The following is a 15,858-nucleotide window of genomic DNA, read 5'->3' on the forward strand; positions in this document are numbered from 1 at the left end:
CCGTGCGGTTTGTCTGGATGTTTCTAATGACATCGATCGGTTGATAGCTGCCAGCCTGGGGAATGTAGCGTTGAAGTCGATCGTAGCGGATCTTTAATCTGACCTTTTGATGATAAGCCAAAAAACAATCTTCATCTCTATCTACTAAAAAAGTCTGATTTCCGCGATTGGTCGCGATAACAGCATAAAAATAATCGCCCCAAACAAAATTAGTAAAGTACCCAGTTATAGTCTTGCTAGCAATAATTTTGTCAGGAAATCCTGGTGTTGCTGACGCCAGTTGCATCAGATCGTTTGGCTGCGATACCGCTCGGCTCGGATTGGCAGTTTGCATACCTAAAGCCAAAATTAGCATGAAGATCGATTGACGTTGTAAATTATTCATAACGGGATGAGTAAAATGTAATGCCCAAAATGTAAGTGCTACCTTGGCTAGTCGAATATGGCAGACTAGTAGAGTGAGATTTACCTACATCGATGTACTAGCACGACCTTAAAGATGATTACTAACTATATTGCTACCATCCTGCGGGGCGGAAATCCTGGAGATGCGGTGACTGTAAGAGGCTGGATTCGGAGTAAGCGGGAAGCTAAAGAATTTGCCTTTGTCGATATCAATGATGGCTCCTGCATGGCAAATATCCAGGTAGTAATCGACAAAGATGTCCCCAACTATGCCACGATCCTCAAACAGATTAACACGGGTGCCTCGATCGAGATTGTCGGCGAATTGGTAGAGTCGCCCGCCAAAGGACAACGCGTAGAAGTCAAAGCCGCTCAGGTACAGATTTACGGTGAAGCCGATCCCGAAAAGTATCCCCTTCAGAAGAAACGCCACTCCTTTGAATTCTTACGCGAGATCGGGCACTTGCGATCGCGTACCAATACCCTCAGCGCGGTATTCAGAGTCCGAAATGCCTGCGCGACGGCAGTGCATCAGTTTTTTCAAGAGCGCGGCTTTTTGTGGGTACATACGCCGATTATTAGTGCTAGTGACTGCGAAGGTGCGGGGGAGATGTTCAATGTCACTACCCTCAATCTCAAGAATGTCCCCCTCACCCCAGAAAAGGAGATCGACTACAGTCAAGATTTCTTCGGAAAGGCGGCGTATTTGACCGTCAGCGGTCAGTTGGAAGCCGAAGTGATGGCGATGGCATTTAGCAACGTTTACACGTTTGGGCCGACTTTTCGCGCGGAGAACTCGAATACTTCGCGTCACCTGGCTGAGTTTTGGATGATCGAGCCGGAGATGGCATTTTGCGATCTGTTAGAAGATATGAATCTCGCGGAAGCATTTCTCCAATACATTTTCAAGTATGTGATGGAAAATTGTCAAGCAGATATGGAGTTTTTCAACGAGCGGATCGATAAGTCGGTCTTAGCTACAGCCGAGAATATTATTAATAATCAATTTGAGAGATTAACATATACCGATGCGATCGCACTCCTCGAAAAGTCGGGTCAAACATTTGAATATCCAGTCAGTTGGGGACTCGATCTCCAATCCGAACACGAGCGTTATTTAGCCGAACAAGTTTTTAAAAAGCCAGTGATCCTCACCGACTATCCCGTCGAAATCAAAGCGTTTTACATGCGGCTCAATGACGATGGTAAAACCGTCGCGGCGATGGATATTTTAGCTCCGAAAATCGGTGAAATTATCGGCGGCTCCCAACGGGAAGAACGGCTCGACATCCTGGAACGCAGATTGATCGCCCAAGGTTTAAATCCCGCCGATTACTGGTGGTATCTAGATCTCCGCCGCTATGGTACCGTTCCTCATGCTGGCTTTGGGTTGGGATTTGAGCGGTTGGTGCAATTCATGACGGGGATGACTAATATCCGCGATGTGATTCCCTTCCCCCGCGCCCCATTAACGGTAGAGTTTTAGGTTTGTAGAACCACACAAACGGGAGGGAACCTCCCGTTCGATGCGTCGCTTTTTTATTCGGAGGTTCCCTCCGAATTAAAATACCGACAAGACCGGGGAACCCCAAGAACGCACTTTTCGCTGTCTTGACTGAAACACATGGGTCGGGAACCTCCGCGTGATTTCAGTCGCAAACTGTCGGGAGACAGAGGCACAGCTTAGCATCCGCAATTCTCAATTCTCAATTCTCAATTCTCAATTAATTTAACAGCAGCCATCGCCTTGATAATGCCAAGTTGATGGCGTGATGATACATTCATTAGGAATTAAATCGAATAGCTTGGCTGCTGTCTTGTCACAGACAGCAGCAGGAATACCGCGTGGTAAGATATGTCCGGCTCGATCGTCAAAAATAGATTCTTTACCTGAATAGATTGCCGTTTTTCCAGTAAAAACGCAGGCACCATCGTCGGCAATCGGCACTTTAAAAGCAACCGAATCGAGACTTTCTAACAGTAAATGCTTATCGAGTTGATAACTAGCTGTATCCAATAATCGATAGGGACGACGCGCCCGAATTTCGATTTGTCCGAACCCATTAGCAATAATCCGCTGCGTATACTCCTCATAAGTCATCGCTCCAGAGAGACACATCGCCCGCAAGCGTTCGTCCTGCTGCAAGTGTAAGGGGATCTGACGAGTCGCGATCGGATCGCTCATTTGCAGTCTACCACCTGGTTTGAGTACGCGATAAGCTTCGGCCAACGCTCGATCGAGATCTGCGGGTTCAAAGATATTAAATAAACAATTCTGGGCGACGACATCTACAGACGCATCAGGCACTGGTAAATTAAAAGCATCACCCGATCGAATTTCCACAAAACTCGGATCGAACCAATCATTCGATTCAGCCGCTAATTTGAGATTGTGCGCTGCCGCATCGCGCATCTGGGCCACCGGATCGATCGCGATGACCCCCGACACCCGCCGACTAAAATAAGCAAACTGGAGAGCCTCCAAGCCGCCACCCACGCCCACATACAACACCGTCGGCTCGTTTACCAATTCCGTTGGATGCACGGTACTTCCGCAACCATAATTCATCTCCTGCATGATGTCGGGAACGTGCAGTCCTGGCAGTTGCAATGGCGTACTTTGCACGCAGCACAAGCCAACTTCTGGCGTTTGAGCGACTTCAGTATAGAACTGAGCGGCAGTCTCTAAATAACCCATAAAATAATCATCTCGACCTTTAAAGTATATGTAACCCGAACCCGCCCTCCCCACTAGCGGCGGTTTTATATCTCCTGTCGGAGAGGCTTCGCCAACGGAGGTTCCCTCCGAATAAAGAAACCGACAAGACAGCGGCTCGCTCTGCGGAGGTTTCCTCCGCATAGAAGCGAGACAAGACAGAAGATCTCAAATGGGTTCTATAGATATTTTAGATATTTTTGAAGTCTATCGGAATATTTTTGCGCTACCAATGAACAAATTGAACCAATCTCAAACACCGATCGTCGATGCACTGCAAGCGTGGGTAAATAAATCTCACGCCCCATTTTACACGCCGGGACACAAGCGCGGGACGGGGATGAATCCGCTGCTAAAACAGCCGTGGGGAGCTGATGTTTTCGGCTGGGATTTGCCAGAGTTGCCAGGATTGGACAATCTCCACGCACCTGATGGCGCGATCGAGTCAGCCCAAACTCTAGCTGCATCTGCATTCGGCGCACAGCAGACTTGGTTTTTGGTGAATGGTTCGACGGCTGGAGTCATCGCGGCAATTTTGGCAACTTGTGGGGATGGTGACAAGATTATTTTGCCTCGGAATATCCATTCTTCGGCGATTTCTGGTGTCATTCATGCGGGTGCTATGCCGATTTTTATCGATCCAGTTTACGATCGAGCCTTGGACATTACCCACAGCGTTACTCCAGCGGCAGTTAAATTGGCGCTGGAGCGACATCCCGATGCTAAGGGTGTGATGTTGGTCTATCCGACTTATTACGGCGCAGGTGGCGATCTGGGGGCGATCGCGGAGATCGTTCACAGTTACGATTTGCCGTTGCTAGTCGATGAGGCGCATGGCGCGCATTTTGGCTTTCATCTTGACTTACCGCCAGCAGCACTAACTCTGGGCGCAGATCTGGCGGTGCAATCGACGCATAAGTTACTGGGTGCGCTGACACAATCGGCGATGCTGCATGTCAATAGTAATCGCATCGATCGCGATCGAGTCAGCCGAGTTTTGCGATCGATCCAAACTACAAGTCCGAGTTATTTACTATTAGCGTCTCTCGATGCCGCGCGTCAACAAATGGCGTTACATGGGCAAGAATTGATGTCCCAAACGATCGAGCTTGCCAAGATAGCCAGAGCGCAGATCGCCCAAATTGAGGGACTGACAGTAGTCAGATTAAATCCCACTACTCCAGGCTGTAAATATTTCGATCCGACTCGCTTGACAGTGACTGTTACGGGTTTGAATCTGACTGGTTTTGCTGCTGATGAAATTTTAACTGACAAATTTGGCGTCGTTGCCGAATTGCCATCGCTGCGACATTTAACGTTTATTATTAGTATAGGGAATACGCTAGCCGATATCGATCGATTAGTGGCAGCATTTAGTGAGTTAGCCATAAATCATCGTCAAACTTGTGATTTAGAATTACCTGAAATCGTGCCGCCGGATGGTATTTTAACGACGATGGCAATGACACCGCGCCAAGCAAATAGAGCGTCACATCTGCAAGTCTCGATCGAGGATGCGATCGGTAAAATTAGTGCTGAATCCATCTGTCCGTATCCACCGGGCATTCCGACGATCGTCCCTGGTGAAATTATTACTACCGCCGCCCTAGATTACCTGCGTCAGGTAATAGATTTAGGGGGTGAGATCGCCGGGTGTAGCGATCTTTCCCTAGCGACAATCGCAATTATCGATTGTTAATCCGCGCTAGGATGAAATCTTCAATCCATAAAATTAATGCTTAGTTATGGCAGATAATCTACCTCAATCGATCGACACTAATAGCACCCGATCGTTAATCGGCAAAGTCGTGGCAGTTACTGGCGCTTCTGGGGCTTTGGGTCGAGGATTGGTGGAGGAATTGTCTATTCAAGGTGCCAATGTTATCGCTATTACAACTAATTCGAGTACGATTTTTCCAGTGGGCGTTACTGGTTTGTTATGGCAGTTGGGAGCAGAATCGGAATTATTGCCGCACCTGCAAGCCGTAGATATTTTGATTGTCAATCACGGTGTTAATGTCTACGGAGATCGCTCTTTTACCGCAATTAATAAGTCATTTGAAGTCAATACTTTTTCAACAATCCGAATTGCCGAATTATTTTTGAGTACCGTAACGAGCGAGGGCGATCGAGAAAGCAAGGAACTGTGGATTAATACTTCAGAAGCGGAAGTAAATCCCGCTTTTAGTCCGTTGTACGAATTATCCAAACGCACTCTGGGCGACCTGATTATACTTTTACGTTTTGATTCGCCCTGCACGATCAGGAAGTTAGTATTAGGCCCGTTCAAAAGTCAATTAAATCCATATGGTGTGATGTCTGCCCCTTGGGTCGCACGGGCAATTATTTTTCTAGCCCAGCGAGGTTTTCGGAATATTATTATCACAATTAATCCGCTAACTTATCTACTGTTTCCGATTAAAGAGTTAGCTCAGTATTGGTATTTTAAGTTGCTAACCAAAAGCGAACGTATTGTATGAATTGATGATTTAAAATAAAAAAGTCGCTGGTTGAATTCAACCAGTGACTCTTGTTTAAATTCAATTGTTAAGTCTGAAATTATGAATGATGGTCGTTTGTGCGCGCCATCAAAACTTGACTAAAGACTAACTTGTTAGCCTTCTTTTTCAGCCAAACTTAGACCAGCAGCGAACTCTTCGCCGTAGCCTTCTTCACCATGTTCGTTGATATCCAAACCTTGATATTCTGCTTCGGGTTTGACACGGAGATCCATTACCAAGCTCAGAACTTTGATGATGATAAAGGTACCAGCCGCTGCGATCGCATAAGTAATAACCGTCGCGATAATTTGCTTAACTAATAAATCGGGGCCACCACCAAATAGTAAACCATCAGCACCTGCGGCATTGACAGATTTGGTTGCAAAGATCCCAGTTAGCAAACCGCCGACAGTACCACCGACACCATGAACGGGGAAGGTATCGAGCGAGTCATCAAACTGTAGTTTGGCACGTAAACTGACTGCGAAAAAGCAGCAAGTTGCAGTAATTAAACCAATCAAAATTGCACCTAAAGGAGTCACAAAACCAGCCGCAGGTGTAATACCGACCAAGCCAGCCAAGAAACCACTCGCAATCCCTACCGCAGTAGGTTTCATCCGCAATACCCACTCTAAAACCATCCACATCAAGCCACCAGCACAGCTAGAAACAGCAGTAGTGACAAATGCAACCACCGCTAAACCATTAGCACCTAAAGCGCTACCACCGTTAAATCCAAACCAGCCGAAGAACAACAGTCCGATCCCTAGCAGCACATATGGCACATTATGCGGTGCTGCTGGTTGATTGGGGTAGGTTCTGCGAGGGCCGATCATCCAAGCGGCGACGACGGCTGATACACCAGAGCTAATATGCACTACCGTACCGCCAGCAAAATCGAGCGCACCGAGGGTCGCACCCAGATAACCTTTGCCCCAGACCATGTGAGCTAAGGGTGCATAAAGAACTGAAGACCAGATGACAATAAACCAGAAGTAAGCTTTGAAGCTCATCCGTTCGACAATTGCACCAGAAATCAGCGCTGGCGTGATGATGGCAAACATCATCTGATACACCATGAATAATTGGTGGGGAATCGTCGGTGCATATCCAACTGGGTCGGGTTTGTCAAAGGCAACATTGTTTAACCCAAACCAATTTAAGTTCCCAAACAGCGGATTGGTATTAATTTGCTTGATGGTACCATCTGCGGCTCGGATCACCTCGTCCGGTGAAAAGGCAATACTATAACCCCAGAGAATCCAAGTTACACCGACTACTGCCATCAAGACTAGGCTCATCATCATGGTATTGAGAACGTTCCTAGAACGCACCAAACCGCCATAGAAAAATGCCAATCCGGGAGTCATCAATAGTACCAATGCTGATGACACGAGCATCCACGCGGTATCGCCAGTATTAATTCCATCTAGATCCATTGCGGGAGTCTTCACTGGATCTGCTAGCGCATTTCCCATCATGGGGCCACTGAGTACCCACAAAGCCATTAAACATACAAGCAGAATTTTTTTGAACACTCGTTCTATCCTTTCACACCAGAGTATTTGAATCAGAGGAATTATGTATCGCTGTGGGACAATTTTGTGTTTGCACCAAAAATTTTGTATGGCAGAATACATTTACTTAAACTTCAGCTTTAGCATTATCGAGTACCACCAGATCGATCGGATAGAACGCAACAAAATTTTAAGATTGGCGGCTGAATTATGCGGTAAGTCACTACTACAAATAAAAGGCAGGGGTAATCAGTAACTACCCCTGCCTTTTAATAGGATCGATCGAATAAATATTCAGTAGACCTTTATTCTGTACCGAATTTTCGCTTGGTTCCTTCTGATTCGTAGGAAGATTGCGCGGCAGCAGTTGGTTGGATGACATACTCAGGATAAGCTGGTATCCCATGTTCGTGAACGTCGATGCCTTCTAATTCGCCCTCTTGGGAAACCCGGAGTGTGCCAGTCAGATTCACGGCAGCCATTAAAGCCATTCCGAGCGAAAAAGCCGAAAGAGTGACGATCGCACTACCGATAAATTGGGCAGTCAATACCTGCATCCCACCACCATAGAGTAGCCCTTGCACTGGAGCTGAATTGTCGGGGGCAAATGGCCCAGTTGCGCCGAATTCACCCGTTGCAAAAAATCCGAGCGCTAACGTGCCCCAAATGCCACAAAAGCCATGAACGGGAACTGCACCGATCGGATCGTCGATCCGCAGCCATTCTAGTAAATCGATGCCCCAAACCACGATCGCGCCGCCGATGGCACCGATGAGAATCGAACCTGTGGGATTTACCCAATAGCATGGACAGGTAATCGACACCAATCCAGCCAGGAAACCATTGACGGTATAGCTAAGATCCCATTTCTTGGTCTTGGGAAAGCCAACGAACATGGCGGACAGCCCACCCGAGCAAGCGGCAAGGGTAGTATTGGCGGCAACTCGCGCCGTACCCTGAAAATCCATCGCCGACAGCGTAGAGCCAGGGTTAAAACCATACCAGCCAAACCACAAAATCAGACCGCCGATTGCCGCGATCGTCAGATCGTGAGGCAGCATCGGGCCGCCGCCATCCCGCTTGAATACCCGACCGAGACGCGGCCCCAGCACGATCGCACCTGCCAGCGCGATAATCCCGCCGACGGTATGAATGACTGCCGATCCAGCAAAGTCCCGAAAACCAGTACCCACAAAAGGTAGAAAGTTATTTTCACTACCCATCGATACCAGAAATCCATCTGGCCCCCAGACCCAATGTCCGATAATTGGATAAATAAAGCCAGAAACGCCAGTACTGTACAGCAGATCGCCGACAAATCCCGTCCGACCGAGCATTGCTCCCGAAGTAATCGTCGAGCAGGTATCGGCAAAGGCAAATTGAAATAGCCAGTACGCTAAGAAGGCAACGCCTGTAGACCCATAAGTTGCTGGCGCACCTTGCAAGAAAAACCAATTGCCGCCGATAAACCCGTTGCCAGTACTAAACATAAAGGCAAAACCGATCGCATAGAACAGAATGCCGCACAAACAGGTATCGACGATACACTCCATCAACACGTTGACAGTTTCGCGAGAACGAGAGAATCCTGCCTCCAGCATCGTAAATCCCGCCTGCATTCCAAATACCAAGAATGCGGCGAGCAATGTCCACAAGGTATTGATCGGATTGACAATATCATTGGCTTTGATAACTGGGTCTGCGGCTAGCACGGGCGATCCGACAATGTGTGCGACGATCGGTATTGCTACCAAAGCAAGCACCACAATCGCCACGAATTTAGAGAACAGTAGCAGGTAGCCATACCTGCGCCATTCCGGATCTTGTAATCTTTGACCCAATCGTCTCCAATTATCGAGTCTGCGACCGCTGCGGGTGTGAGTTGGTAATGGCTCTAACCCCGAATTGACATTTTGCTGGGAATTTGTTGCCACAGATCGGACTTTTGTCAATAAACCCGCACAATTGGCGATCGAGCGCTTGAGTATTTTACTACTCACTAAACCAAAGTTGGATGCAGAACCGCATCGACGAGAAGATCGACCGCTAAATCTACCTTTGCTGACTTTCATTAAATTATGCCTCCAAAAGCGGAAAACAGATACTAGTAAAGATATTTAGATGCAGGACGGGGAAAATAAACTGGTAAAATGCACCTGTTGGCAAGTAAATATATGTTGAAGTTCTCCATTGCCGATCGATATTTGGAATCGACATGAGACCCTTAGCCTAAAATCTGGCTAAAAGTAAAACTGCGATTTATAGTCGCGCAGGTAAACCTGAAAACCATTGCTAAAAGCTAGCTGAAGCTATATAAACTCAAGATTACGCAAGCTAGATTGGAAAAAATGTATCCTTGCTTACATTTCAATCGAGAAGTCCCAGATCGCGTTACTCTTTGCTTAAGTAAGTGCGATAGCCGATTTCTGATAACCTAGCTTGTTTATCCAGCACCATTTCTTTGAGGCTTTGTCGATAGGAGATGACTTGAGCTAACAGCTTTGGGTCTTGTGTTGCCAGGATTTGGACGGCGAGTAGTCCAGCATTTGTAGCATTACCGATCGCTACTGTCGCAACGGGGATACCTGCGGGCATTTGGACGATCGAGTACAGTGAATCTACGCCTTGTAATGTCTTAGTTTGTACGGGTACGCCGATTACTGGTAAGGGGGTCAAAGACGCCACCATCCCAGGTAAATGCGCCGCTCCACCCGCCCCCGCGATAATCACTTTTAAGCCGCGCTGGTGGGCAGTTTGGGCGTATTCGACCATCCGTTCGGGGGTGCGATGTGCTGAGACGATCGCGACTTCATGAGCGATCTCAAATTGCTCGCAAATTTCGATCGCGGCTGTCATCGTGGGTAAGTCGGAGTCGCTACCCATGATGATGCCGATGAGGGGAGATGTCATAGTTTGAAATTGCGGGGTAATTACTCAAAGCTATGAGCATCATATGGTATTAGCGTAGGGAATAGGGAATAGGGAATAGGGGAAATATTTAAAGACAAAAAGACTAGGCTGCGGATGAGCCTAGTCTTTTTGTTAGATTGAATTTCTAGATTTAGTCCTGAGATCTTTAGAGATTACCGCTTACTTCAGGATATGGGGAACTACCACGGCTAGATTTACGCCCAGAGTGGATCTCTTTGCTGTAGTCAGATCCGCCGCCAATCGACGATCCGGGATATGCTTCCATCCCGTGTTCGCTGATATCCAGTCCTTGGTATTCCTCTTCTGGCGTAACTCTGATGCCCATGGTCGCTTTTAGCACTGCCCAGAACAGTAAACACAGCACGACAGTTATGCCACCGACAGATAACGTCCCAAGTAGTTGATGACCTAATTGCTCGAAACCACCACCAAAAAAGGTGCCAAGTTTCGGCGCAGGGGTCACACCAAATGTATCGCCCTGACTGAACAAGCCTACTGCTATAGTCCCCCAGATCCCATTAATTAAATGCACGGAAGTTGCGCCGACAGGATCGTCAATCTTGATTTTATCGAAGAAGCTCACTGCGAAGACCACCAAGATGCCGCCGATGGTACCGATAATTGCGGCTGAGGGTACGCTAATCCAAGCGCAGGAAGCAGTTACTGCCACGAGTCCAGCCAAAATTCCGTTAATAATCATCGAGAGATCGGGTTTGCCGAGTACTACCCAAGCAACGATCGTCGCGGCAATCCCACCGAAAGCCCCCGCAGTATTTGTCGTCACGGCAATGTGTCCGATCGCACTTGAAACACCCATTGTCGAACCAGGGTTGAAACCAAACCAGCCAAACCAGAGAATCAAGCATCCCAAGGTGGCAATACTCATATTGTGACCGGGGATTGCATTGGCGCTACCATCACTATTGTATTTACCAATTCTTGCCCCTAGCATCCACGCACCAATCAAAGCCGACCAGCCACCAACGGCGTGAACGACAGTGGAGCCAGCAAAATCATAAAATCCCATATCGGCCAACCAACCGCCGCCCCAGATCCAGTGTCCGGTAATCGGATAAACGATCGCGACTAGTAACAAGCTAAAAACCAGGAACGAGGCAAATTTAATCCGTTCGGCGACTGCCCCAGAGACGATCGTCGCTGCCGTACCTGCAAAAGCTAGCTGAAAAAAGAACTTAGTACTCAAAGGTACTCCCGTCCAATTGAGCGCGGTAAATGCGCCTTTGTAAGCATCGCCCATTGCCGGACTATTGTCTGCGCCTGTCAGGAAGAATCCTTCGGTACCGATGAAGTCGTTACCTGTGCTAAACATCAAGCCAAATCCCATCACCCAAAAAGCGACGCTGGAGAGGGCGAACACGATCAGGTTTTTTGCCAAGACGTTGACTGCGTTTTTCTCACGGCAAAATCCAGTTTCCAACATGCAGAAACCCGCATTCATAAAAATGACTAGCATGGCGGCGATCGTCACCCAAGCCGTGTCGAGATTGACTTTGAGTTCTTCCGCCATTTTAATCGCGTCTGGTGGAGCTTTCTGGGCTACTGCGGCGAAGTTCCAAAAAACGATAATTGCTGCGGCAATCGGCAAGCAATTGCGCCAAGTGCCTGATAGTTGTCTATACCAATTAATCGCCAGGAGCCTTCTAAGCAATCGATCGAAGCTTTTTTCTGTAAATCTATGTTGTTTTGCGCTGAGTTTTGAAACCATAACTAATTATCTATTTCAATTGACAAATTGAAGAAACTGTGTATTCTAAAACAGACGCCGATCGTGAGCGCGGTTAGCTTGGGTCGAGATTAACTACCGTTGGATCTCCCGATCGAATCGAGAAAATTGTCGATTTGGCTCCAGCAACTTTTGTGGATCTAATTAAACATTGGGCGAGATCGATAAAATAGTCAGATAGGATACAAATTGATATATTGACGATCGACCGATCCCGAGATCTCATTACCGAGTCAGCACCATGAACGATTACAAAATTACCAACGCCCGGATACCTGGAGCCGCCGGATTGCAGGAGATCGCCATTCGAGATCGGCAGATCGTGGCAATCGATCGATTTGTGGATCTCGATCTGTCGATCGTGGACGCTGCGGGCGACTGGATTTCGCTGGGTGGGGTCGATCTGCAAATTAATGGCGCACTGGGATTGGCATTTCCCGACGTGCAAATGGCAGATTTGCCTCGGCTGGGACAAATCTGTGACTTTTTGTGGCAGCAAGGCGTAGACGGATTTTTACCAACGATCGTCACGACTTCGATCGAGAATATCCATCGATCGCTGACTGTATTTACCAAATTCATCGCTCATCAGCGTCCCGATACCGCGCAAATACTTGGCGTTCACCTCGAAGGGCCATTTCTCAATCCCCAAAAACGGGGCGCGCATCCCGAAGCTTACTTGCTGCCATTGGATATTAAATTTATTACAGAAATTCTAAGTGAATATACTGAGATAGTCAAAGCAATTACCCTGGCGCCAGAATTAGACTGCACAGGCTCGGTTATCCCCTATCTGAGGTCTTTGGGCATTATTGTCAGTTTGGGACACTCTCAGGCGAATTTCGAGCAGGCTCAGAGCGCATTCGCTAGCGGCGCATCGATGGTGACTCATGCTTTTAATGCGATGCCGGGATTGCACCATCGGGAACCGGGCTTGTTAGGTGCAGCCTTGACTCATCCGCAAGTTCAATGCGGATTTATCGCCGACGGACAGCACGTTCATCCAGCGATGTTAAAGGTACTCGTGCGAGCGGGTAGGTATAGCGAAGGACTGTTTTTAGTCAGCGATGCTTTATCCCCGTTAGGTTTACCCGACGGGAAATATCCTTGGGACGATCGCCAAATTGAAGTAATTAATGGTACGGCAAGATTGGCAGATGGGACGCTCTCAGGGACGACTCGATCGCTATTAGTCGGCGTCCAAAACTTAGTTAAATGGGGAATTTGTGATGTTAGTAATGCGATCGATCTAGCAACTAATGCGCCACGTCGGGCACTCGGGGATACCAGTGGTTATGTCGGACGTAGGGCAAACTTGCTGCGCTGGCAGATCGATCGAGATAATGAATTGACATGGAATCGACTCGATAATTAGCATTGGGCTACTTCCGCTCTACTGCTGAGGTTCATAAATAGATGTCTTTTTAAAAACATGAAAGCTTATATTCTGAAGAATAAAGATGATGAATTTGCTAGTGCAAATTGCGCGATCGCTTATGATGGCTTTCATAAAATGGGATGGAAAACTTGCTTTTTCAAGCGATCGGACGATCCGCGATTACCAGACTTGGAGCGATCGGATGTAGTCGTCGGTATTGATTGAAGTCAATGATGGTTATGCAATCGGGGGTTATGGTTTATTTCCGCCAGATTATGCCAGACTATTGGCATCGAGATGAGCGCAGATGACTGGATCTAGGGATGATTCGATTTATGAGTGAGATTGGTCGATTGCCGATCTTGGCTTATTTGGGGCAAAATGAATCGATTGAAGCCGATCTTGGGTATCCTCAAACTATCCGTTAGCAAAGTTCCACAGCCACATAACTTGTAGCTGCATGTCCTGTCGATATCTGAAGATCGGATCGACTAAACACCCCACTGAGTTCGATTCTCGTTCCGTAAGCGCAAAGCGCAGGCGTTGCCAACGCGAAGCGTCTGCCTGCGCAGAGAGGCTATGCCAACGAATCTCGCCGATCGATCGCTCTACAAATCGCCGACATTCTAAATTTTTAGATGTCTATTTTGACTATCGGTTTTGGAATTTGAAGATTAATAAATACGCTAGCTTTCTGCAATAAAAATAGTATATTTACTCAAAAACGTAGTAAAATTTATTTACCCTAAATGGGTAAATAATAGGTGCAGTTTGGGTAATGCGATCGCTATGAACAATCATTCAATTCTAGTCATTGATGACGAACGAGCTAATTTTGAAGTTATTGAAACACTGCTAGCAAGTGACAAATACGAACTACATTATGCTAGTAGTGGCGAAGAAGCACTTGCTAATGTAGATACAATTTGTCCTGATGTCATCCTGCTGGATTTGATGATGTCGGGAATGGATGGATTGGCAGTATGTCAGCGATTGAGATTGATGCGAAAATGGCGATCGATTCCGATTATCGTGATTACAGCGGCGACAGGGAAATCTGTGTTGGCGCTATGTTTGGATGCTGGGGCGGATGATTTTATCAATAAACCAGTAGATGGTCTCGAACTCCGATCGCGAGTCAGATCGATGATGCGAACTAAAAAACAGTTCGATCGGATCGAATCATTATCCAGGCTTCAGCAAAACAATATTACTTCATTAGAAAATAATTTAGGTGAATTGGTTGGTGATTTGGCGATCGGGTTTGTAACTGAGTTGAGTACACCGCTAACGAGTATTCAAGAACAACTAGGCGAACTCAGCGACAATCTCGAAAGTTTTAATAAAAATCAGGTTCGTTATTTAGTAGATTTAGCTAATAAATCAGCAAGTAATATCCAAAAAACAACTTATAAATTCTGGACGTATCTAGATTTTGTCGTCGAGAAAAAAAGCCCTAGTAGCACTGAAATTTGTGATTTCAAAGCGATCGTCGAGCAGATCTCGATCGTCCAAGCTCAATGGTTGAGTCGCGAAAATGACTTGCTCGTCGATCTCAGTCCTGCCAATGTAGCAGCAACTGACAAGCACTGTGAATTAATCGTTAAAGAACTATTGGATAATGCTTTTAAGTTTTCTGAGCCTGGAGTGCCGATCGAAATTTACGGTCGCGCGATCGATCGGTCATTTCACCTGTGGATTAGAGATGGTCGCTCTGATTATCCAATCGATCGACCGATCGATCGCGCTAATGCTGACGATCGAGAATTAGGCTTGGGTCTTAAAGTTGTCAAAAAGATCGTGGATATCTATGATGGGGGTTTTTCGGTAGATACTAATGATGACAATGAGACTACTGTTTATATAACTCTGCCTCTAAGTACAGCGAAAGTGAATTAATTTGGGGCGTTGCTGAATTGGGGTATGAAGCATAGATATTGCCCTCACCCCCATCCCCTCTCCCAAGCTTGGGAGAGGGGAGCCAGAGCCGGAGGCAATGGCGGGGTGAGGGCAAGGGATTTCGATCGCAAAAGAAGTCTTTGTAGAGCGGATTTGGTATTACCCATTACCTTATAAAACAAAGAGGAGACGATCGCCTCTCGATCGCCTCCTCTTTGCTTTACGCTTGGAACTAAGGACTACATCATCCCCATGCCGCCCATGCCGCCCATGCCGCCCATGCCGCCCATACCGCCCATACCGCCCATACCGCCCATATCAGGTGCAGCGGATTTGGGTTCGGGTTTCTCGACGACTAGCGCCTCAGTGGTGAGGACTAAGCCTGCGATCGAAACGGCATTTTGGAGTGAAGAACGGACTACTTTCGCAGGATCGACAATCCCGGCGACGAGTAGATCTTCAAACACATTCGTCGCGGCGTTGTAGCCGATATTGCTAGCAGCAGCGCGAACTTGTTCGACGACGACAGAGCCTTCGACGCCAGCATTATTGGCGATCTGCCGCAGTGGTGCTTCGAGTGCTTTAGCAATGATATCGGCACCGATACGTTCTTCGCGATCGGTAAAACCCGCTTTAAAGTCAGCGATTTTATCGGCTAAATGAATCAATGTAGTACCGCCACCAGCAACGATCCCTTCTTCAACGGCGGCTTTGGTGGCATTGAGCGCATCTTCGATCCGCAGTTTGCGATCTTTGAGTTCGGTTTC

Annotated in this window: 13 protein-coding genes; 6 read left to right on the top strand and 7 right to left on the bottom strand. The window is 47.3% G+C overall.

Going from position 1 to position 15,858, the window contains the following annotated elements; genetic code table 11:
- The coding region (locus RMO52_RS14835) for a hypothetical protein (RefSeq protein ID WP_310415603.1) at positions 1–385 on the bottom strand (385 nt) is incomplete at its 3' end.
- 114 nt (positions 386–499) lie between these two features.
- Here RMO52_RS14835 and asnS point away from each other — a divergent pair.
- Positions 500–1,891 carry an asparagine--tRNA ligase gene (gene asnS, locus RMO52_RS14840; protein ID WP_310415606.1) on the top strand — a complete coding sequence of 464 codons (1,392 nt, stop codon included), beginning with the start codon at positions 500–502 and terminating at the stop codon, positions 1,889–1,891.
- A 243-nt stretch (positions 1,892–2,134) separates the two neighbouring features.
- On the opposite strand, the gene arsM is transcribed toward asnS, so the two are convergent.
- A complete protein-coding gene (arsM, locus tag RMO52_RS14845; protein WP_310415608.1) occupies positions 2,135–3,103 on the bottom strand; it encodes an arsenosugar biosynthesis arsenite methyltransferase ArsM in 969 nt (322 codons plus the stop codon).
- Between the two features lie 250 nt (positions 3,104–3,353).
- Here arsM and RMO52_RS14850 point away from each other — a divergent pair, with 250 nt between their 5' ends.
- Together RMO52_RS14850 and RMO52_RS14855 are read left to right on the top strand one after the other, a co-directional pair.
- The gene (locus tag RMO52_RS14850; RefSeq protein WP_396134997.1) at positions 3,354–4,820 is read left to right on the top strand and encodes an aminotransferase class I/II-fold pyridoxal phosphate-dependent enzyme; all 1,467 of its coding nucleotides are present in this window, start codon (positions 3,354–3,356) and stop codon (positions 4,818–4,820) included.
- 46 nt (positions 4,821–4,866) lie between these two features.
- Positions 4,867–5,601, top strand: coding sequence for a bifunctional sterol desaturase/short chain dehydrogenase (locus RMO52_RS14855; RefSeq protein ID WP_310415614.1), 735 nt, complete (start codon positions 4,867–4,869; stop codon positions 5,599–5,601).
- Between the two features lie 134 nt (positions 5,602–5,735).
- Here RMO52_RS14855 and RMO52_RS14860 read toward each other — a convergent pair whose 3' ends face one another.
- The 4 genes from RMO52_RS14860 to RMO52_RS14875 all read right to left on the bottom strand — a co-directional run bounded on the left by RMO52_RS14860 (position 5,736) and on the right by RMO52_RS14875 (position 11,796).
- Complete coding sequence (locus RMO52_RS14860; RefSeq protein WP_396134998.1) at positions 5,736–7,100, bottom strand: ammonium transporter; 1,365 nt, start codon at positions 7,098–7,100, stop codon at positions 5,736–5,738.
- 344 nt (positions 7,101–7,444) lie between these two features.
- A complete protein-coding gene (locus RMO52_RS14865) occupies positions 7,445–9,211 on the bottom strand; it encodes an ammonium transporter (protein ID WP_310415617.1) in 1,767 nt (588 codons plus the stop codon).
- A 319-nt stretch (positions 9,212–9,530) separates the two neighbouring features.
- The gene (gene purE, locus RMO52_RS14870; RefSeq protein ID WP_309737871.1) at positions 9,531–10,049 is read right to left on the bottom strand and encodes a 5-(carboxyamino)imidazole ribonucleotide mutase; all 519 of its coding nucleotides are present in this window, start codon (positions 10,047–10,049) and stop codon (positions 9,531–9,533) included.
- A gap of 166 nt (positions 10,050–10,215) precedes the next feature.
- Positions 10,216–11,796, bottom strand: coding sequence for an ammonium transporter (locus RMO52_RS14875; protein ID WP_310415620.1), 1,581 nt, complete (start codon positions 11,794–11,796; stop codon positions 10,216–10,218).
- A gap of 259 nt (positions 11,797–12,055) precedes the next feature.
- Here RMO52_RS14875 and nagA point away from each other — a divergent pair, with 259 nt between their 5' ends.
- From nagA to RMO52_RS14890, 3 genes are all read left to right on the top strand, one after another.
- A complete protein-coding gene (gene nagA / locus RMO52_RS14880; RefSeq protein WP_310415623.1) occupies positions 12,056–13,189 on the top strand; it encodes an N-acetylglucosamine-6-phosphate deacetylase in 1,134 nt (377 codons plus the stop codon).
- A 57-nt stretch (positions 13,190–13,246) separates the two neighbouring features.
- Complete coding sequence (locus RMO52_RS14885) at positions 13,247–13,417, top strand: hypothetical protein (protein WP_309737878.1); 171 nt, start codon at positions 13,247–13,249, stop codon at positions 13,415–13,417.
- Positions 13,418–13,981: 564 nt separating this feature from the next.
- Positions 13,982–15,091, top strand: a complete 1,110-nt coding sequence (locus tag RMO52_RS14890) for a hybrid sensor histidine kinase/response regulator (RefSeq protein WP_310415626.1) — start codon at positions 13,982–13,984, stop codon at positions 15,089–15,091.
- Between the two features lie 239 nt (positions 15,092–15,330).
- On the opposite strand, the gene RMO52_RS14895 is transcribed toward RMO52_RS14890, so the two are convergent.
- A partial coding sequence (locus RMO52_RS14895) for a TCP-1/cpn60 chaperonin family protein (RefSeq protein ID WP_310415629.1) occupies positions 15,331–15,858 on the bottom strand: 528 nt, incomplete at its 5' end.

Source organism: Chamaesiphon sp. OTE_8_metabat_110, assembly GCF_031382685.1.
Classification (GTDB): domain Bacteria; phylum Cyanobacteriota; class Cyanobacteriia; order Cyanobacteriales; family Chamaesiphonaceae; genus Chamaesiphon.